Annotated in this window: 14 protein-coding genes; 8 read left to right on the forward strand and 6 right to left on the reverse strand. The window is 66.0% G+C overall.

All coding sequences use genetic code 11. The features are described from left to right. Positions 1 to 42 precede the first annotated feature (42 nt). The 6 genes from accD to G5S42_RS13475 all read left to right on the forward strand — a co-directional run bounded on the left by accD (position 43) and on the right by G5S42_RS13475 (position 6,958). On the forward strand, positions 43 to 915 hold the full coding sequence (gene accD / locus G5S42_RS13450) for an acetyl-CoA carboxylase, carboxyltransferase subunit beta (protein WP_013092946.1): 873 nt from the start codon (positions 43 to 45) through the stop codon (positions 913 to 915). Between the two features lie 230 nt (positions 916 to 1,145). Further along, on the forward strand, positions 1,146 to 2,456 hold the full coding sequence (folC, locus tag G5S42_RS13455; RefSeq protein ID WP_176107176.1) for a bifunctional tetrahydrofolate synthase/dihydrofolate synthase: 1,311 nt from the start codon (positions 1,146 to 1,148) through the stop codon (positions 2,454 to 2,456). A gap of 29 nt (positions 2,457 to 2,485) precedes the next feature. Further along, positions 2,486 to 3,442, forward strand: a complete 957-nt coding sequence (locus G5S42_RS13460) for an SPOR domain-containing protein (RefSeq protein WP_176107177.1) — start codon at positions 2,486 to 2,488, stop codon at positions 3,440 to 3,442. Between the two features lie 7 nt (positions 3,443 to 3,449). Next, on the forward strand, positions 3,450 to 4,001 hold the full coding sequence (locus tag G5S42_RS13465; protein WP_176107178.1) for a CvpA family protein: 552 nt from the start codon (positions 3,450 to 3,452) through the stop codon (positions 3,999 to 4,001). Between the two features lie 89 nt (positions 4,002 to 4,090). Continuing rightward, positions 4,091 to 5,641 (forward strand): amidophosphoribosyltransferase, encoded by a 1,551-nt coding sequence (gene purF, locus G5S42_RS13470; RefSeq protein ID WP_176107179.1) that lies wholly within the window; start codon positions 4,091 to 4,093, stop codon positions 5,639 to 5,641. 120 nt (positions 5,642 to 5,761) lie between these two features. After that, positions 5,762 to 6,958: an O-succinylhomoserine sulfhydrylase gene (locus G5S42_RS13475; protein WP_176107180.1), complete on the forward strand. Its 1,197-nt coding sequence runs from the start codon at positions 5,762 to 5,764 to the stop codon at positions 6,956 to 6,958. Positions 6,959 to 6,975: 17 nt separating this feature from the next. Here G5S42_RS13475 and G5S42_RS13480 read toward each other — a convergent pair whose 3' ends face one another. Both G5S42_RS13480 and G5S42_RS13485 read right to left on the reverse strand, forming a co-directional pair. Then, positions 6,976 to 7,764 (reverse strand): AraC family transcriptional regulator, encoded by a 789-nt coding sequence (locus tag G5S42_RS13480; RefSeq protein WP_176107181.1) that lies wholly within the window; start codon positions 7,762 to 7,764, stop codon positions 6,976 to 6,978. A gap of 19 nt (positions 7,765 to 7,783) precedes the next feature. Further along, positions 7,784 to 8,125 carry an FKBP-type peptidyl-prolyl cis-trans isomerase gene (locus G5S42_RS13485; protein ID WP_176107182.1) on the reverse strand — a complete coding sequence of 114 codons (342 nt, stop codon included), beginning with the start codon at positions 8,123 to 8,125 and terminating at the stop codon, positions 7,784 to 7,786. A gap of 196 nt (positions 8,126 to 8,321) precedes the next feature. Here G5S42_RS13485 and G5S42_RS13490 point away from each other — a divergent pair, with 196 nt between their 5' ends. Together G5S42_RS13490 and G5S42_RS13495 are read left to right on the forward strand one after the other, a co-directional pair. Continuing rightward, positions 8,322 to 9,143, forward strand: a complete 822-nt coding sequence (locus G5S42_RS13490; protein WP_176107183.1) for a sensor histidine kinase — start codon at positions 8,322 to 8,324, stop codon at positions 9,141 to 9,143. A gap of 90 nt (positions 9,144 to 9,233) precedes the next feature. Next, complete coding sequence (locus G5S42_RS13495) at positions 9,234 to 10,577, forward strand: hemolysin family protein (RefSeq protein ID WP_176107184.1); 1,344 nt, start codon at positions 9,234 to 9,236, stop codon at positions 10,575 to 10,577. 40 nt (positions 10,578 to 10,617) lie between these two features. Here the strand turns inward: G5S42_RS13495 and treY are convergent, their stop codons facing one another. The 4 genes from treY to glgX all read right to left on the reverse strand — a co-directional run bounded on the left by treY (position 10,618) and on the right by glgX (position 19,930). After that, positions 10,618 to 13,485, reverse strand: a complete 2,868-nt coding sequence (gene treY, locus G5S42_RS13500) for a malto-oligosyltrehalose synthase (RefSeq protein WP_176107185.1) — start codon at positions 13,483 to 13,485, stop codon at positions 10,618 to 10,620. Beyond that, complete coding sequence (gene malQ, locus G5S42_RS13505; RefSeq protein ID WP_176107186.1) at positions 13,482 to 15,680, reverse strand: 4-alpha-glucanotransferase; 2,199 nt, start codon at positions 15,678 to 15,680, stop codon at positions 13,482 to 13,484. The genes treY and malQ overlap by 4 nt, the downstream gene beginning before the upstream one ends. Beyond that, positions 15,677 to 17,581: a malto-oligosyltrehalose trehalohydrolase gene (gene treZ / locus G5S42_RS13510; RefSeq protein ID WP_176107187.1), complete on the reverse strand. Its 1,905-nt coding sequence runs from the start codon at positions 17,579 to 17,581 to the stop codon at positions 15,677 to 15,679. The genes malQ and treZ overlap by 4 nt, the downstream gene beginning before the upstream one ends. A 135-nt stretch (positions 17,582 to 17,716) precedes the next feature. Beyond that, positions 17,717 to 19,930 (reverse strand): glycogen debranching protein GlgX, encoded by a 2,214-nt coding sequence (gene glgX / locus G5S42_RS13515; protein WP_176107188.1) that lies wholly within the window; start codon positions 19,928 to 19,930, stop codon positions 17,717 to 17,719. Positions 19,931 to 19,978 lie beyond the last annotated feature (48 nt).

Here is a 19,978-nt window from a genome sequence, read left to right on the forward strand (position 1 = left end):
CGTCCCGCCGTTTGCGCGACTGCTGACCCAGAAGGATTCCCTATGAGCTGGCTCGATAAGCTGCTGCCGCCAAAAATCAAACAAACCGACCCGAAGAACCGCAAGGGAATTCCGGAAGGCCTGTGGATCAAGTGCCCGTCGTGCGAAGCCGTTCTGTATCGCAACGACGTGGAGGCCAATCTGCATGTTTGCCCGAAGTGCGACCATCACATGCGCATCGGCGCGCGTGAGCGGCTGGACAGCCTGCTCGATCCTGAAGGCCGCTACGAAATCGGCCAGGAAATCGTTCCGGTCGACGCGCTGAAGTTCAAAGATAGCCGCAAGTATCCCGAGCGCATCAAAGAGGCGATGGACGAAACGGACGAGACCGATGCAATGGTCGTGATGGGCGGCGCGATTCACACGCTGCCGGTCGTCGTGGCGAACTTCGAGTTCTCGTTCATGGGCGGCTCGATGGGGTCGGTGGTCGGCGAGCGTTTCGCGCGCGGCGCACAGAACGCCCTCGAACAGAAAGTGCCGTTCATCTGCTTCACCGCTTCGGGCGGTGCGCGGATGCAGGAAAGCCTGCTGTCGCTAATGCAGATGGCGAAGACCACCGCGATGCTCACGAAGCTGGCCGAAGCCAAGCTGCCGTTCATCTCGGTGCTGACCGACCCGACGATGGGCGGCGTGTCCGCGAGTTTCGCGTTCCTCGGCGACGTCGTGATCGCCGAGCCCAAGGCGCTGATCGGCTTTGCCGGCCCGCGCGTGATCGAACAGACGGTGCGCGAGAAACTGCCGGAAGGGTTCCAGCGCGCCGAGTTCCTGCTGCAAAAGGGCGCGATCGACATGATCGTCGATCGTCGCAAGCTGCGCGAAGAGATAGCGCAATTGCTGGCGCTGTTGAGCCATCAGCCGGCGGACGCGGTCGCGTAAGAACCGGGCACCGAAGCAATCAAGAAAATGGCGCGCCGCGTGAGCAATCAAGCGGCGCGCTGTCATTTCCGGGATAATTACGGTCGCCTGCGATGCCGTTTCGCGGTTTATGCGCACAAACCCGGTCTGCACCCATGGCCGGCGACCGCGATCCGGACCGCGACCGCCTGACCAGCACCCTTCGCAGCACTGCAGAACCGAACTACCGCGACTCACTCAAGATTCACCCGATGACGACATTCCCCACCCTCGACGCGTGGCTCACGCACCTTGAATCCGCGCATCCGGTCGGCATCGACATGGGTTTGAGCCGCATCTCCCAGGTACGCGATGCGATGCAGCTGTCGTTCGCGTGCCCGATCATCACGGTCGGCGGCACGAACGGCAAAGGCTCGACGTGCGCGATTCTCGAAGCGATTCTGCTGCGCGCGGGCTACACCGTCGGTTGCCACACGTCGCCGCATCTGCTGTCGTTCAACGAGCGCGCGCGCATCAACGGCGCAATGGCGAGCGACGCAGATCTGCTGCCGCACTTCGAAGCGGTCGAAGCCGCGCGCCAGAGCCTGGCCAAACCGGTTTCGCTGACCTACTTCGAATTTACGACGCTCGCGATCATGAGCCTGTTCGCGTCGCGCGGCCTCGACGCGGTGATTTTCGAGGTCGGCCTCGGCGGGCGTCTCGACGCGGTCAATATCCTCGATACCGACTGCGCGATCATCACCAGCATCGACATCGATCACACCGACTATCTCGGCGACACGCGCGAGAAAATCGCCTTCGAAAAGGCCGGTATCTTCCGCCCCGGCAAGCCGGCAATCTGCGCGGACCCGGTGCCGCCGCAATCGCTGATCGATCACGCGGAAAAGATCGGCGCACACTTGTGGCTGTTCGGCCGCGACTTCCGTTACGAAGGCCAGGCCGGCAGCGAGCGTCAGCAGTGGAGCTACGTCGGACCGACGCTGCGGCGCTCGGCGCTCGCCTATCCGTCGCTGCGCGGCGCGAATCAGCTGATCAACACGTCGGCGGCGCTGGCCGGGCTCGAAGCATTGCGCGACCGTCTGCCGGTGTCGGCGCAGGACATCCGGCTCGGCATCGCCAACGTCGATCTGCCGGGCCGTTTCCAGGTGCTGCCGGGCAAGCCGTCCATCGTGCTCGACGTCGGCCACAACCCGCATGCCGCCGCGGTGCTCGGGCAGAATCTCAGCAACATGGGCTTTTTTCCGTACACGTACGCCGTGTTCGGTGCGATGCGCGACAAGGACATCGCCGGCGTGCTCAGTCATCTGAAAGGCGAGATCGATCACTGGTGCGTGACCGATCTGCCGACCCGGCGCGCCGCGTCCGCGCAAGAGCTGGAAACCGCGTTGCGCGAGCTGGGCGTGGACGACAGCGCCGACAGCAGCGTCACGCGTTACGCGACGCCGGCAGAGGCTTTCCAGGACGCGCTAAAACGTGCGTCAGAGAATGATAGAATCGTGGTTTTCGGCAGTTTCTATACGGTAGCGGGTGTGATGGCCTACCGGAAATCGCAGCAACACTGAGCGGGCGCCAGGCTCGAACCAAGCGATTCATGGGAATTTTCTCGTTCGGCAAGAAAGACGACGCGCCTAGCCGGCGCGGCGCAAACACCAGTTCCAATCGGGCCGCCCGCGGTGAGCGCGTCGAGCGGCGTACCCGCCGCACCGAGCGCACCGTCGACGCAGATGCAATGCTGCTCGACCCCACGCTGCCGGAAAAGCAGCGCGCGCGCCGCCGGCTCGTCGGCGCAATCGCACTGGTCGTCGCGGCGGTAATTATTCTGCCGATGGTGCTGGATTCGCACCCGAAGCCCGTCACCGACGACATCTCGATCGACATTCCTAACCGGCCCGCGCCGAGGCTCTCCAGATCCACCGCCAACGAAGACGTGCAAGCTGGCGTCGCGCCGGACAATCCGCCGGCCGCCGACAGCGGCATCGCCGCGTCCAGCCTCGCGCCGGCAGCGACCGCGGCATCCGCGGCGACAACGGCGGCGGCCCCGGCCTCTGCCGCGAAACCAACGCAATCGACTCAATCGACCGCAGCGAAACAGGGCACGGCCCCGTCCGTCGGCACCGTTACCGCCGCGACGCCGAAGCCCGCCGCGAAGCCGCAAACGCAGTCACTTGCTGCCAACACCATTCCCGCCGCGCCCGCCAAACAGACGAAACCACCCGCCGCCGCGCCGTCGGCATCGACTGACGACGACGCGAATCCGGCCACCGCCAGCGCCGACGCGAACTCCGGCACGCCGGCCTCGCCGCCGGGCAACCGTTTCGCGGTGCAGCTCGGCGCCTTCTCGAACGAAGCGAATGCGCGCAATTGGGCCGCGAAGTTGAAAGCGGCGGGCGTGCCCACATATACCGAGCACCGGAAGCAAGCCGACGGTTCGACGCTGACATTGCTGCGTGCGGGCCCGTTCGCCGACCGCGCCGCGGCCACCGCCGCTGTCGCGAAGGTCCGCGAGGCGGGCCTCGTGTCGGGCTCGAACGGCGGCAGCGCACAGTAAGCGAGCGATGTTCACTGCCTTCGACTACGCTGTAATGGCGGTGATCGGTTTGTCGGCGCTGCGAGGCGCCTGGCGCGGTTTGCTGTCGGAAGTGTTTGGTTTGATCGGCTGGGTCGCGGCGTTTTTCGTCGCCTGCGAGTTCGTCGGCTACGTGGTCCCGTACATCCCGTCCACCTGGCCGGGCGGCGCGTTGACGCAGTGGCTGCTGGCTTTTTCGCTCGTGGTGATCGGCGTAGTGCTGGTCGCGAGCGTGGTGAGCGCGCTGCTCAGCCGTCTCGTGCAGGTCACGGGCCTAGGCGGTGCGGACCGCTCGCTCGGTTTGATGTTCGGCCTCGTCCGCGGGGTCGTTCTGGTGCTGATTCTGGTCGCCCTCGCAGGCTTGACCGAACTGCCCAAACAGGAATTCTGGCGCAATGCGCTGCTTCGTCCATATGCGGTTGCGGGCGTACGCGCAATGAAACCGCTGCTCCCCGAGGCGCTCGCCGCTTACGTCCATGTGGACGATCTGGGCGCCCCGAGCAACGCGCAACAGGACTCCGGCGCATACCGGCTGCCATGACGGCGTAGCGCGTCCCGTCGCATCGAAGCGCGGGCGCGAGCATAGGCACCGGTCGCCATCACGAATTTTGTACCTTTGAAGGACATGCCATGTGCGGCATCGTAGGCGTAGTTTCCCACTCCCCGGTCAACCAGCTGATCTATGACAGCCTGCTGCTGCTGCAGCATCGCGGTCAGGACGCCGCCGGCATCGCGACGGCGAACGGCAGCAATTTCCACATGCACAAGGCCAACGGCATGGTGCGCGACGTGTTCCGCACGCGCAACATGCGTAGCCTGCCGGGCACGACCGGCATCGGCCAGGTGCGTTACCCGACCGCCGGTTCGGCGTCGAGCGAAGAAGAGGCACAGCCGTTCTACGTGAACGCGCCGTTCGGCATCATCCTCGCGCACAACGGCAACCTGACCAACTGGCAGCAGCTGAAAGATGAGATGTTCCGCATCGATCGCCGCCACGTGAACACCAATTCCGATACCGAAGTGCTGCTCAACGTGTTCGCGCACGAATTGCAACTGTCGAGTTCGGGTCTGCAACTCGATCCGGCCGCACTGTTCAAGGCGGTATCGGGCGTGCATCGGCGGGTGCGCGGTTCTTATGCGATCGTCGCGCTGATCGCCGGCTACGGTCTGCTCGGCGTCCGCGACCCGTTCGGTATTCGCCCTCTGTGCCTCGGCAAGCTGGAAACGGCTGAAGGCGTCGAGTGGATGCTGGCGTCGGAATCGGTGGCGATCGAAGGCATTGGTTTCGAATTCGTGCGCGACGTGCAGCCGGGCGAGGCGGTTTTCATCGACGCGGAAGGCCAACTGCATTCGCAGCAGTGCGCGACGGCTCCGAGCCTGAACCCCTGCATCTTCGAACTCGTGTATCTGGCGCGTCCGGATTCGGTGCTCGACGGCGTGCCGGTCTACAACGTGCGTCTGCGCATGGGTGACTACCTCGCCGAGAAGATCAAGCGCGAGCTGCCCGACGTCGCGATCGACGTCGTCATGCCGATTCCCGACTCGTCGCGCCCGGCCGCAATGCAGGTCGCGAAGAAGCTCGGCGTCGAGTATCGCGAGGGCTTCTTCAAGAACCGCTATGTGGGCCGTACCTTCATCATGCCGGGCCAGGCGGTGCGCAAGAAGTCGGTGCGCCAGAAGCTGAACGCGATGAACATCGAGTTCAAGGGCAAGAACGTGCTGATCGTCGACGACTCGATCGTGCGCGGCACGACGTCGCATGAAATCGTGCAGATGGCGCGCGATGCGGGCGCGAACAAGGTGATTTTCGCGTCGGCGGCGCCGCCGGTGAAATTCCCGAACGTCTACGGCATCGACATGCCGACGCGCGGCGAACTGGTCGCGCACGGCCGCTCCGACGAGGAAGTCGCGCGCATGATCGGCGCGGATCACCTCGTGTACCAGGACGTCGACGCGCTGAAGCAGGCGGTGCGCGATATCAACCCGGCGCTGAAGGCGTTCGAGGCTTCGTGCTTCGACGGCAACTACGTGACCGGCGACATCACGACCGAGTACCTCGACCGCATCGAAAGCGCGCGTCTCGCGCCGTCGTCGCAATCGGATCGCGATGCCGCGAGCGAAGCGATCGACGGTGGCGGCCCGGCGCGTTCGCAGCTGCATCTGCAACTGTCGGTGGGTTGAGCGCACACACCGCACCTTTCCGCACACGAAGCCCGCTTATGCCGACGCAAAGCGGGCTTTTTTGTTGCTGCCTCATTTAGCCGCCGAGGCAGCGACCGACTCCTGGAGACCAGACCCAACATGGACGACTCCCTGAACCTCGACTTCGACACGCTGGCCGTCCGCTCGGGCACCGCGCGCAGCGACTTCAACGAGCACTCGGAAGCGATCTTCCTGACCTCGAGCTTCGTCTTCGCGAGCGCCGCGGAAGCCGCCGAGCGCTTCAGGAACTCCGAAGACTATTTCACGTACTCGCGCTTCTCGAATCCGACCGTCTCGATGTTCCAGGACCGGCTGGCCGCGCTCGAAGGCGGCGAGGCCTGTATCGCGACGGCGTCGGGGATGGCCGCGATCATGTCGGTCGTGATGTCGACGTTGCAGGCGGGCGACCACCTCGTGAGCTCGCGGGCGCTGTTCGGCTCGACGCTCGGCATGTTCTCGCAGATCTTCAGCAAGTTCGGCATCACGACCACGTTCGTCGATCCGACCGATTTGAACGCGTGGAACGAAGCGGTGCGTCCCGAAACGAAGATGTTCTTCCTCGAAACGCCTTCCAACCCGCTGACCGAGGTTTCGGATATCGAAGCGATCGGCAGGATCGCGAAGGCCGCGAATGCGCTGTTCGTCGTCGATAACTGCTTCTGCAGCCCGGCGTTGCAGCAGCCGCTGAAACTGGGCGCGGACGTCGTCATGCATTCGGCGACCAAGTTCCTCGACGGCCAGGGCCGTGTGCTCGGCGGCGCGCTGGTCGGGTCGAAGCAATTCATCATGGAAAAGGTGTTTCCGTTCGTGCGCAGTGCCGGGCCGACGCTGTCCGCGTTCAACGCGTGGGTACTGTTGAAAGGCATGGAAACGCTGTCGCTGCGTGTCGAAAAGCAGTCGGCGAATGCGCTCGAAATCGCGCGCTGGCTCGACTCGCATCCGGCCGTCGATCGCGTGTTCTATCCGGGACTCGAATCGCATCCGCAGCATGCGCTCGCGATGCGTCAGCAGAAGTCGGGCGGCGCGATCGTGTCGTTCGAACTGAAGGGCGACACGCCCGAACAGATGCGTGCGAACGCATGGCGCGTGATCGACGGCACGAAGGTCTGTTCGATCACCGGCAACCTGGGCGACACGCGTACGACGATCACGCATCCGGCGACGACCACGCACGGCCGCATCACGCCCGAAGCGCGCGCGGCGGCGGGCATCAGCGAAGGTCTGATCCGGCTTGCGGTGGGGCTCGAAAACGCGGGTGATATCCGTGCGGATCTGCAGCGTGGGTTAGAAGGCTGACAGGAGCTTCGCCGCCCTCAGTGCCGCAGCGCGCGCCACTGCCCGGGCGCCAGCCCAAAACGCCGCGTAAATGCGTGCGTGTAAGCGCTCTGATCGCCGAAGCCGATGTCGAGCGCGATATCGGTCAACGAAAGACGTGGGTCCGCGAGCAGCGTGATCGACGTGTCGAGCCGCAGCCGCTGCAAATAACGATGCGGTGTCTCGCCGAACGCATCGGTAAACAGTTGGTGAAAACGCCGCATGCCGAAGCCGCAGTGCGCGGCGAGGTCGGCGATCTTCAGCGGCTCGGACAGATGCGCGCGCAGCCAGCGGTCGATGCGCGCGAAATCGAGCCGAACGCCTTCGCTCTGCGCACCGGCGAGCGCCCCGGAATCGACGACCAGCGCGGCGCCCAGACGTGCGGCGGCATCCCAATGGAAGCGACGATGACCGAAGGCATCGTCTTGCGCTTCGCCCGCGCCGCCCGCCGCATGCGCGGCAATCGTGTGCACGAGTTGCGCGAGCGCTGGATCGACGGCCACGGCTCGCGCGCGCTCGAACAGCCGCTCGGGCACCGCCAGCGACGTCGCGGGCAAATCGAGTACGAGCTGCCGGTTGGTGCCGACGCCCGAATATTCGTGCCGCGCGCCGGCCGGGATCAGCCATGCGGAGCCGGCGTCGATCTGCTCCGCGACGCCGTTCACCGCCATCACCATCGCGCCGTCGAGCCCCAGCACGACCTGGTGGAAGTCGTGCACGTCCGACGCTTCGATCGCGCCATAGCAGCGCAGCGAAACGTTAGGGGCGGTGACGGCGGCGTGGCTCATAACAACACTTAGGTGTAGCTCAGACTGCGAGCAGTTCGACTTCGAACACGAGCGTCGCGTTCGGCGGAATCACGCCGCCCGCGCCGCGCACGCCGTAGCCGAGTTGCGGCGGAATGGTCAGCTTGCGCTTGCCGCCGACCTTCATGCCTTGCACGCCTTCGTCCCAGCCCTTGATGACCATGCCGCCGCCCAGCACGAACGCGAACGGGTCATTGCGGTCCTTGCTCGAATCGAACTTCTGGCCGTCGGTCAGCCAGCCCGTGTAGTGCACGGTCACGGTCTTGCCGGCGACGGCTTCGGCGCCGGTGCCTTCCACGAGGTCTTCGTACTTCAGGCCGGATTCGGTCGTCACAGTCGACATGCGTTGCTCCTCAGATCAAAAAACGTAAAAGCGACATTGTAGGCGCGTTGACGCCGATCGCCGAATCTTGCCGGTTTCGCGCATGGCATGCGGATTGCGGCGCGCCTTGCGGTTCGGCCCGGACTGGTCGGTCGAAACGGGATGCCTATAATGAGGCTTCCGCCCATCATCCAGCACTGCCTGAGAGGACTCGATCGTGACTACGTCACCCACCGGGACTGCTGGCGCCCAGCCGGCGTCGGCCGGCTTCGTCATCTCCGAACGCAGCGCGCTGCTGCGCGCGGAAACCGCGTTGTTCATGCGCGATCATGTGCTGTCGCTGGTGTCGCACGACCTGCGCGGTCCGTTGAATGCGATTCATAGCTGGGCCTACGTGCTCGAGCGCAAGCTCGACGCGAACGATCCCAACTCGCAGCGCGCGATCACCGGCATTCGCAGCGGCGTCGATCAGCAGGTGAAGCTGCTCGAGACGATCGTCGATACGACGCGCGCCGAAACGAAATCGCTCGCGCTCACGTATGAACCTTTTCCGCTGCATCTGCTGCTCGCCGAAACCGTCGAGGAAGTCCGCGCCGGCCTCGCTCGCGCGCGCGGCGTCGAAGTGCGGCTCGACTCGCAGATCGCCACCGAGCAACTGAACGGCGACCGCGCTCGTCTCGCCGCCGCGCTGTGGCTGATGCTGACGTTCGGCGTCGAAGCGAGCGCGCGGGGCGCCGAGGTCGCACTGGCCGCGCGCGCGGACAACGGCACATGGCATGCGAGCGTCGCGTACGAACCGAACGAGGCCGCGTTGAACGACGCGGCGCTGCCGCACGTGCTCGAAGCGTTCGCCCGCAAGCAGGCGGGCGAGCCGCGCGAGGCGAAGCGCATCGCGTGGGTGTTCGCGTTGTGCAAGCGCGTCGCGGAGGCGCATGGCGGCAGCTTCGAGCAAAGCGATTCGACGGAAACGGGCAGCGTCACCGCGACGCCCGCCACGCTCGTGCTGCGCGTGCCGTTCAGCGCGGCGGTGTCGAAATGAGCGTCGCGCGCGAACGCGTTCGCGCACAATAAAGATTTCATATAGCTTTCAACCCTATACTGACAACTTTTGTTGCCGGAGCCCGTCGCTTTGATACAGGTTGTCGCCCTCATCGGTGCAATGTTTCTGGTTGCACTCAATGGCTTTTTCGTCGCTGCCGAATTCGGTCTGGTCAAACTGCGGCAGACCCGCGTGCAAAGCCTCGCCACCCAGCATGGCATGCGCGGCCGTCTGCTCGCGAAGGTGCACGGACAGCTCGACGCATATCTGTCGGCGTGTCAGCTCGGCATCACGCTAGCGTCGCTCGGGCTCGGCTGGATCGGCGAGCCGGCTTTCGCGCAACTGCTGATGCCCCTCTTCGCGTTGATTGGCGTCGAGTCCGAGAGGCTGATCCACGGCATTTCGCTGTTCTTCGCGTTTTCGTGCATTTCGTTCCTGCATATCGTGGTCGGCGAGCTCGCGCCGAAGTCTCTGGCGATCCGCGAGGCGGAGAAAATTTCGTTGTGGGCCGCAACACCGCTGTACGGTTTCTACTGGGCGATGTACCCCGCCATCTGGTTGCTCAACACGAGCGCGAACACGGTGCTGAAGGCCGCGGGCCTCGATACCGACCACGGCCACGACTCGCATTACTCGACCGAGGAACTCAAGCTGATCCTGCGCGGCCGCCGCGCGAACGTCGCGAGCGAACTCGGTTCGTCGACCGGCGCGTACAGCCAGGACGAATGGAACACGATCGCGCATTCGCTCGACTTCTCGCGTATGACCGTATCGGATCTGATGCGGCCGTCGCATGAAATGGTCTGCCTGCGGCGCGATCTGCCGCTGCGCGAGAACATGCAGGTGGTCGCGCGGCACCGCTTCAGCCGCTATCCGCTGTTCGAGGATGCCTCGGGCGAACGCGTGGCCGGCATGATCCATCTGAAGGACCTGCTGCTCGCGCGCCAGGCGGGCAGCACGCTCGAAGACCTGTCGCGCTACGTGCGCCCCGTGCAGTACGTGAAACCGGACATGCCGGCGCTCGAACTGTTCCGGCGCTTTCGCAAAGGCGCGCCGCACTTCGCGCTGGTCGGCCACAAGAACGAAAAACCGATTGGCTTCCTGACGCTCGACAACCTGCTCGGCGCGCTGGTCGGACAGATCCACGACGAGTTTCGCCAGGGCGACGCCGACTGGACCCGCATGGACGACGGCACGCTGATGGGCAAGGGCAGCTTGCCGGTGGTGTCGCTCGAACGGGCGCTGGGTATCGACATCGACGAGGGCAAGGCCGAGTCCGTGGGCGGCCTCGTGATCCAGGCCCTCAACGATCTGCCCGGCGAAGGGCAGCGCGTCGAATTCGAAGACTTCGACGTGGTGGTCAAGAAGATGAAGGGACCGCGCATCGTGCTGGTGCGCGTGTATCCGAAGGTGTTCGACGACGAGGGCGGTTAAGGCCCGAGCCGACCCGAAGCCTCAACCCTGTTCATCCGCCTCAGCTTCGAGGTACCCCATCCTCCACCAGCACCGCGACCGGCATCGCGGCGAGCGCGTCGCGCAGATACAGCAGCGCGTGATCGTCGACTTTCGGCGCGGCGGGGCTCAGCCAGTCGAACAGCGCGCGCGCCGACAGATCGGGCGGCATTTCGATGGCCGTATCCGCCCATTGCGCGGATTCGACGAGCGGCAGATCGGCATCGTCGCCAAGCAAGCCCGCAGCCAACCGGCTGGCGATCACTACGGCCCACGCATTGCCGTGGCGCCGCGCAAACGCGATCACATTCGACGCATGCGCGCCGCGCACCGTGAGCGGCAGATACGTGCCCTGACTCAGCAACTCCGGCAGATGCGTGCGCAGCGCCAGCACGCGTTGGATCACCGCGAGCTTCACGCGTCCGTCGCGCCAGTCCGCGAGGAATTCCGACGGCGGAGTTTGCGCTTGGGGCAGCCACGCCTCGCGTTGCGCGAAATCGACGGGCCGCCGATTGTCCGGATCGACGAGGCTGAAGTCCCACAGCTCGGTGCCTTGGTAAAGATCGGGGATTCCGGGTGACGCAAGACGCAGCACCGTCTGCTGCAGACTGTTGAGCGCGCCCGCGCGGCCAATCCGCTCGACGAACGCCGACAGCTCCTTTAGAAAGGCGTCGCGCCGCTGCGGCGCGAGGATGCCGAACAGGAACTCGCGGCAGCCGGCTTCGTAGGCTTCGTCGGGGGCGAGCCAGCTGGTTTGCAGTTTCGCCTCGCGCAGCTCCTTCAACTGCCATTGCGCGACGCGTTCGGCCAGCTTCTTGACGCCGGCTTCGTCGTCGGCGCGCAGATCGGGCGGCCAACAACCCACCAGCGTCTGGTACAGCATATCCTCGGCGGCGGGGCCGGGAGCCCATGCGTCGCTCTTGTCCTGGCTCACGCTGCTGATCGGCGTGCCGTCGAGCGCGCGACGCTGCGGCGCGTTCAACGTCGACCATGCACGCAGCGTCGCGCCCCATTCGTCGGCGATCTCACTCAACACCGCGAGCCGCGCGCGCACGTCTTCACCGCGCTTGTGATCGTGCGTGGCGGTCGCCAGCATCGCATGCGGAAAACGTTGCGCGCGCTCGAGATTGCCCGCGTGAAACTGCTCGACCGACAGCGCGAACTCGCCCGGGTCCGAGCCGACTTCGTTGCGCGACAGCAGACGACCATAGCGATAGCAGGCGGTGTCTTCGATCGCCTTGGCGGCGAGCGGCGCGGTCAGCTGCGAAAACAGCGTTTGCGCGCTGCGCCGGGACGATCCCGCGTGCGGCGGCGCGCCGCCGCCTTGCGCCTGCTGCTGCGACTGCGCGCCGGGCCGCGCGGGCGGCGCCTCTTCTGCGCTGCCGCCGAGCCATGCATTCACGCGCTCGAGCGCCGCGTCGTCCGAGCGCGGCAGCGAAGCGCGCGCGCCCGCGAGCGCCTGCTCGAAATAGACGTTGTCGGCGGCGCTGCGCAGTCCGCCCAGCGGATACATGCGGTACACGGGGAAATGCACGACCAGTTCGGTCAGCACGCGGCGCAGCGCCGGGTACGTGAAGTCGCGCGTGCTCAGCGAATCGCGTGCGATCCGATGCAGCGCGCGCGCCGCGCGGTCCAGTTCCGCCGAGAAGTTTTCCGCGAGAATCTTGCGCCGTGCCGCGTGCGCTTCATCGGCGAAGCGCGCGCTGCGGCCGGTCAGTTCGGCCCACGTGTTGGCGAGCGGCTCGGCGCCGGCCGGATCGTGCAGCAGCGCGCCGACGTCGCGCATGAAGTCGTAGCCGGTCGTACCGTCGACGGGCCAGTCGTCGCGCAACGGCTCCCCGCGGCCGAGAATCTTTTCGACCACCACGTACGGCGCGGTGTCGCGCAACTCGCTGAGCCGCTGGCGCAAACGCTGGCAGTATTCGCGCGGCTCGGCGAGCCCGTCGATATGATCGATCCGCAGGCCGTCGATGAGCCCTTCGCGATAGAGGCGAAAGATCAGCGCATGCACCGCCTCGAACACCTCGGGCCGCTCGACGCGCACGGCGGCGAGCGACGAGATGTCGAAGAAGCGCCGCCAGTTCACTTCGTCGGAGGCGGTGCGCCACCACGCGAGCCGGAAATGCTGCCGCTCGATCAGCCGATGCAGCCGGTCGCGCGTGACCGGATCTGCTGACGCGTAAGTCTCCAGCACGTACTCGATCGCCGACGCGCCTTCGCGCGCGACGAACTCGCGCAGCGCGTCACGCGCCTCGGCGGCGCGCGGCTGATCGGCGGGCTGCGTCGTGAGTCCGTGAAAGCGATTGGCGAGCGCGCTAAGATCGGCGCGGTCGGCGCCTTGCAGGATCGCCGCGTAATCGACCGGGCAGACCGGGAACACGTGCGGGCCGTAGCCGATATAAAAGCGACCGCTGTCGGCGGCGAAATGCAGCGCGATGCGGCCCGCCACCAGTTCATCGCCGTACGACGCCCCGAGCGTCGGCAGCAGCACCTTGCCGCGCAGCGCGGGATCGGGCGAATGCCAGTCGACGTCGAAATGACGCGCAAACGCGCTGTGGCGGCCCCATTCGAGGATATCGAGCCACCACGCGTTGCTCGAACCGCCGACGCCCATATGATTCGGCACGATGTCGACGATGAGCCCCATGCCGTGCGCGCGCAGCTTGTCGACGAGGCGCTTCAAGCCCGCCTCGCCGCCGTATTCGGCGCTGACCTGGGTGTAGTCGACGGTGTCGTAGCCGTGCATCGAGCCGGGCTCGGCCGTCGTGATCGGCGACGCGTACAGATGGCTGATGCCGAGCGCGGCGAAGTATTCGACGTGGCGCACGGCGTCGTCGAACGTGAAGCCCCGATGGAACTGGAGGCGCAGTGTGGAGCGTGGGACGGTCATGGCGTGTCGGGCTCCGCGGAAGTGTTCGGTGAAGGCGCGGCGGCGCGGCGAGCGCCGTCGACGGCCAGCAGGCGGTCGGTGAAGACGGGGTCGTCGAACATCGCGTCGATGGGCAGCGCCATGCGGCGGCGCCAGTTCGGATGTTCGTCGATCGAGCCCGGCAGATTCGGCTGCTCGGCAAGCGCGAGCAGGTCTTCGAGCGGGAACGTGACGAGCGGCCCGGGCGTCGCGGCGACGAATGCGAGCGCTTCGTCGACCGGCGGGTTGTCGGCGTCGGGCGGCGCGACGCCGGGTGCGGCCACGCCCGCTCGCTGGAACGCGCGCCACAAGTCGGCGCGCTGCTGCGCGCGCTCTTCGAGCGCGGCGTCTTCGGGGTCGCGGCCGTCGGCGCGCGCCATCGTCTGGCCGATGCGGTTGCGCCACATGATGTCGCTGCCGCGCCACCAGCCGGCGACTGTCGGCAGATCGTGCGTGGTCGTCGTGCCGACCGCATAGCGGTCCCAATCGGCCGGCGCCTTGAAGCCGTGGCCGTCGGGCGCGCCTTCGAACCACAGCACGCGAATCCCTTCGATGCCGTGCTCGTCGAGCCGCTCGCGAAAACCGGACGGCACGGTGCCGAGATCCTCGCCGATCACGATCGCGCGATGCCGCCACGATTCGAGCGCGATCAGCCGCAGCAGGTCTTCGAGCGGATAGCGCAGATACGCGCCGTTGCGCGCGCTTTCGCCTTCGGGCACGAGCCACAGACGCCGCAAGCCGAGAATGTGGTCGATGCGGATGCCGCCGGCATGCGCGAACGCCGCGCGCAGCATGTCGATGAACGCGGCGAAGCCTTGCGTGCGCATCGCGCGCGGCGAAAAGGTGGTGAGTCCCCACGACTGGCCGGCCTGGTTGAACAGATCGGGTGGCGCGCCGACCGACACGCCCTGCAGCATGTCGTCGGGGTAGGACCATGCATGACTGCCGGCGCTGTCGCAACCCACCGCGAGATCGGCGATCAGGCCGACCGCCATGCCGGCTTCGCGCGCGGTGTGCTGCGCGTGCAATAGGCCGCGCGAGGCCAGCCACTGCAGGAACAGATGAAAATCGACCTCGTTGCGATGCGCGGCGGCGAACGCGTCGACTTCGGGGCTGCGCGGGTCGCGCAACGCGTCGGGCCAATTGCGCCAATGGCCGTCGCCGCCTTGCGCGAGTTGCGCGGCTTGCAGCGCTTCGAAGCGCGCGTGATCTTCGAGCGCGCGCCCCGCGCGTTCGCAGAAGCCGTGAAATTCGAGTGCGCGCGGCGAGTGCTGCGGGCGCTCGTTCGCGTTGAACTGCTCGTACAGCGCGCGCAATATCGTGAGTTTCAACGCTGTCGCGTGCGGCCAGTCGATCAGCGGCAGGTCTTCGTATTTCGACGATGCGTTGCCGGCCTGCGCCAATGCCGATGCGCACGCGTTGGCGCCGAACACCGCAGCCGGATCGATATGTGTGACGTTGAGCCACAAACGCGACGACGGTGCGTATGGGCTGAAGCGCTCGGGCTGTGCGCTGAACATCGCGTGGGTCGGACTGACGGCGAGCGCGTGCGCGCCGCGCTGCGCGCCGTGCCGTGCAAGCTGCGCGAGCGCCGTGTAATCGCCGATGCCGCCATCGCCGACGCGACGCAAGCCATACAGCTGCGCGGCGATGCCCCATAGTGGCGGCATGGGCGGCGAGACGTCGCCGTCGCCATCGCCGCCGTGTAGCGTGCGCCATGCGTCGGCGACGGTGTAGCAGCGCGGCGGCGCGACCGCGAGCGTCATGCGCTGGTCGTTGATCACGAGCGTGTGATAGCCGGCTTCGTCGATCGGCGTGAGCAACGCTTCCTCGCCTTTCGGCGCGGTGAAGCGGCCGTCGATGATCGCGCCGCTCTCCAGCTCGATCCGGTAATGGCTGCCCGACTTGACCGCGGCCGCCGGCAGCGCGATGCCACGCCCGATCACCGCGGTCATCAGCGGCGGCAGCCTGCGGCCCGATAGTTCGGCCTCCAGAGCAGCGGCGCTGTGGCGGATATCGGTAGCGTTGCCGCACGGCAGACCCATGCGTTCGAGCAGCGTGCCGAGTGTTTTTTCAGGCACGTGCTGCGTGTTGTGGTGCGCGTCCTGCCACTCCACCTCGAAGCCTGCGCGGGTGGCGAGCGCGGCGAGCCGGTCGTTGGGGCGTCGGGTCGTCACGCGCGCTGCTCCTCGTGCGACGCGATGCGCGCATCATGGCGGCTCGCGAATTCGTTGATGTCGCCGGTCAGCCATGCGATGCACGCATCAGCGGGCAATACCCGCGCGTCGGCCTGCTCGCGCGCGCGTGGCGGCGTTTCGAAAACAATCTTGCCGGCGGGGATGTCGTCGAATGCGACGTTCTGTTGCGACAGATTCAGCGCGATCGACAGCGTCTCGCCATCACCGAGTTTCCAACGCGCGACCAGCGCGTTCGCGTCGCCGCCACCTGCGTCGCGCAGCACGGTCGCGCCGCACGCCTTCGTATGTTTCAGGCGCGGCGTGATCAGCTTCGCGCGCACGGCGAGCGCGGACTTGTAGTAGTGCATCCAGTCGAGCCGATCCGGTGTCGGCTTCGCATCGGGCGCGGGTGGCGACGACGCGGCGAAGGTCTGGGCATCGTTCGGATCTGGAATCTGCGCGCGGCTTTTCTCGTCGCTGAACGCGGCGAAGCGCGCGAATTCACGGCGTCGCCCTTCGCGCACGGCATCGGCGAGAGCGCCGGTGTAATCGGTGAAAAACAGGAACGGTTGCGTCGAGCCGTATTCTTCGTCCATGAACAGCAGCGGAATCTGCGGCGACAGCAACAGCAACGCGGTCGCGGCGCGCAGCGCGTCGTCCGAAGTCAGCTTGCGCAGACGTTCGCCGAACGCACGGTTGCCGATCTGATCGTGGTTCTGCAAAAACATCACGAACGACGTGGGCGGCAGATGCGCACTCGCTTCGCCACGCGGTGCACCATCGTGCAGCGGCGACGGCTCGCCCTGATACGCGAAGCCTTCGGACAGCACGCGCGCGAGCCGGCGAATCGGTTCGCTCGCATACGCGTGGTAATAGCCTTCGGTTTCGCCGGTCAGCAGCACGTGCAGCGTGTTGTGCGCGTCGTCGTTCCATTGCGCGTCGAAATGCGCGTCGAGCAGGCTCGCGTTGTTGTGCTCGTTTTCGAGCACCAGATGCACGTGGCGGCCATGCTGCACGCGCGCGCGGATATGGTCCGACAGCTCGCGCAGCCATGCGGGGTTGTCGATCGCATGCACCGCGTCGAAGCGCAGTCCGTCGAAGCGGTACTCGTTGATCCAGTAGACCGCGTTGTCGGTGAAGAAGTCACTGACTTCGCTGCGCTCGAAGTCGATCGCGGGGCCCCATGGCGTGTTCACGCCCGCGCGGAAAAACGGCTCCGCGTAAGTATGCAGATAGTTGCCGTCCGGTCCGAAGTGGTTGTAGACGACATCGAGAAACACCATCAGGCCGACACCATGCGCGGCGTCGATCAGTGCCTTCAGTTCTTCGGGACGGCCGTAGGCGGAGTCGGGCGCGTACGGCAGCACGCCGTCGTAACCCCAGTTGTGACCGCCGGGAAAGTCGTTCAACGGCATCAGTTCGATTGCGGTGACGCCGAGCGCGGCGAACTCGGGCAGGCGTTTTTGCACGCCCGCATAGCCGCCCATTGCACCGACGTGCAATTCGTACAGTACCGTTTCTTCCCAGGGCCGGCCGTGCCACTCGGTGTGTTCCCAGTGGTACGCGCGCGGATCGATGACCTCGCTCGGGCCATGCACGTCCCGCGGCTGGAATCGCGAGGCCGGATCGGGCACTGTCTGCTTGCCGTCGAGCTGGAACCGATACAGCGTGCCCGCGCCGCTCTCCACGGTGGCCTCGAACCAGCCGTTGCCGGTCGGCGCCATGTCGTGCGTGCCTTGCGCGTGCCCGCTTTCGATGACCACCTGCACGCTGTTGCACGACGGTGCCCAAAAACGGAACCGCGTGCGCGGTCGCGTGCCGCTCGCGCCGATCAACTGCGCGCTGAACGGCAGGCAGTGCGCGTGATGATGCGTGTGAGGATCAATCGGACTATCGGACATGTCTTCACCATTCGACTCTGCAAACGCGCCTGGATAGCAAGGTGACGCGACGCAAGCATTGCGTCGCAACATTCTTGCCACCCCGGCTGCGTTGCGATTTGTCCACGCTCAAACTATGTCGCCGCAGTGCGTCGTTCATTGCGAGCCATCGTCGTTTGGTGTCTGCGCGCCGGGGTCGGGCGGCAGCGCGGTCAACAACCGCGGCCCGTGCTGCGCGCCAGCCACCCAGCCGGCTTGCCAATCCGCTTCGCCGGTCGGCTGCGCGGCGAGTATCACGAGGCCGTGTGCGCCGACCTCGAGTTCTGCCGTCGCTAGCCGCTGCGGCGCGCGGTCCGGATCGGCGGTGTCCAGCAGCACATGCCATTCCAGGTGCGGCGCGGGAGGCGAGAACTGCAGCGGTTCGTCGTGAGCGTTGAGCATCAATAACAATACTTCGGTTTCGCCATTCAGGCCCGGTCCCGCGCGACGCAATGTGAACGCGCGGCCCTCCGGGTCCTGCCACGCTTCGATCGTCAGCGGATCGCCGTGTTCGTCGAACCAGCCGACGTCGAACAGGCCGGGCAGCACCTCACGGTCGCCGAACAGAAAGCGCGTTTCACGCAACAGCGGGTGGCGCTTGCGCAGGCCGATCACGCGCGCGACGAACTCGGTCATGCGCCGGCCTTCCGGCGAATCCGCAAGGTCCCAGTCGATCCAGGATAGGTCGTTATCCTGACAGTAAGCATTGTTGTTGCCGCGCTGGGTGCGCAGCGCTTCGTCGCCGGCGAGCACCATCGGCGTGCCGAGCGCGATCATCAGTGTCGCGATCAGCGAGCGTGACACGCGGCGGCGCGTGGCGAGAATCGCGGGGTCGTCGGTCGCGCCTTCGACTCCCCAGTTGCGGCTGCAATTCTCGTTGTGGCCGTCGTTGTTGTCTTCCTGGTTGGCTTCGTTGTGCTTCTGCTCGTACGCGGTGACATCGGCCAACGTGAAGCCGTCGTGCGACGTGACGAAGTTGAGCGACGCCCAAGGCTTGCGATGCCGCCGGTTGAACAGATCGGCCGAACCGGTCAGGCGCGCGGCGAGGTCGGGCCGCAGGCCGGCGTCGCCGCGCCAGAACCGTCGCACGGTGTCACGGAAACGGTCGTTCCATTCGCTGAAGCCGGGTGGATGATTGCCTAGCTGATAGCCGCCAGGACCGATATCCCAGGGCTCGGAAATCAGCTTGCGTTGCGACAGCACCGGGTCCTGGCGCAACGCGTCGAACAGGCCCGAACCCGGATCGAAGCCGTGGCTTTCGCGCCCAAGCGTCACGCCGAGATCGAAACGGAAGCCGTCGATGTTGAACGCGGTCGACCAGTAGCGCAGCGAATCCATCACCATCTGCATCACGCGCGGATGCGGCAGATTGACCGTGTTGCCGCAGCCGGTGTCGTTGATATGGTGACGCTCGTCGCCGGGAATCAGCCGGTAGTAGCTGGCGTTGTCGAGGCCGCGCCATGAGATGGTCGGGCCCATCTCGTTGCTTTCGCAGGTGTGGTTGTAGACCACGTCGAGAATCACCTCGATGCCGGCCGCGTGCAGTTGCCGCACGGCGATGCGCATTTCGTCGAGCCGGTGCGTGCTCAGGTAGGTCGGTTCCGGCGCGAAGAACGCGGCGGTGTTGTAGCCCCAGTAGTTGCGCAGGCCGCGCTCCACGAGGAAGCGGTCGTTCAGGAACGCGTGCACGGGCAGCAGCTCGACCGCGGTCACGCCGAGCTTCAGCAGATGCTCGATGAACTCCGGCGCGGCGAGCGCCGCGAACGTGCCGCGCTCATGCTGGCGCAGATCGGAGCGCAGCATCGACGCGCCGCGCAAGTGCGTTTCGTAGATCACGGTTTCGCCCCACGGCACGTCGGGACGCCTGTCGTGCGACGAGTCGAACGCCTCGTCGACGACGACGCACTTGGGCATCGCGGGCGCGGAATCGCGCCGGTCGATCGAAAGGTCCGCGCGATTCGAATGCACGCGATAGCCGAACAGCGCGTCGGACCAGCGAAACTGCCCGACGAGCTTGCGCGCATACGGGTCGAGCAGCAGCTTGTGCGGATTGAAGCGATGCCCGAAATGCGGCTGATACGGCCCGTGCGCGCGAAAGCCGTACGCGGTGCCAGGATGCGCGTTCGGCAGATAGCCGTGCCAGATCTCGTCGGTGCATTCGGGCATGGCGAAGCGGCGGATCTCCTTGCGTCCAGTGGAATCGAACAGGCACAGCTCGATTTTTTGCGCATTGGCCGAGAACACCGCGAAGTTGACACCCAGCCCGTCCCAGCTGGCGCCGAGCGGATACGGTGAGCCGGGCAGCAACCGGTCGGGCAACGCATGCGACATGTTTTCCCTTTCCTGTTCTGATTGTCGAGCTAGAGCCCGGGTCCGTCC

It is taken from the genome of Paraburkholderia youngii (genome assembly GCF_013366925.1).
Lineage (GTDB): Bacteria > Pseudomonadota > Gammaproteobacteria > Burkholderiales > Burkholderiaceae > Paraburkholderia > Paraburkholderia youngii.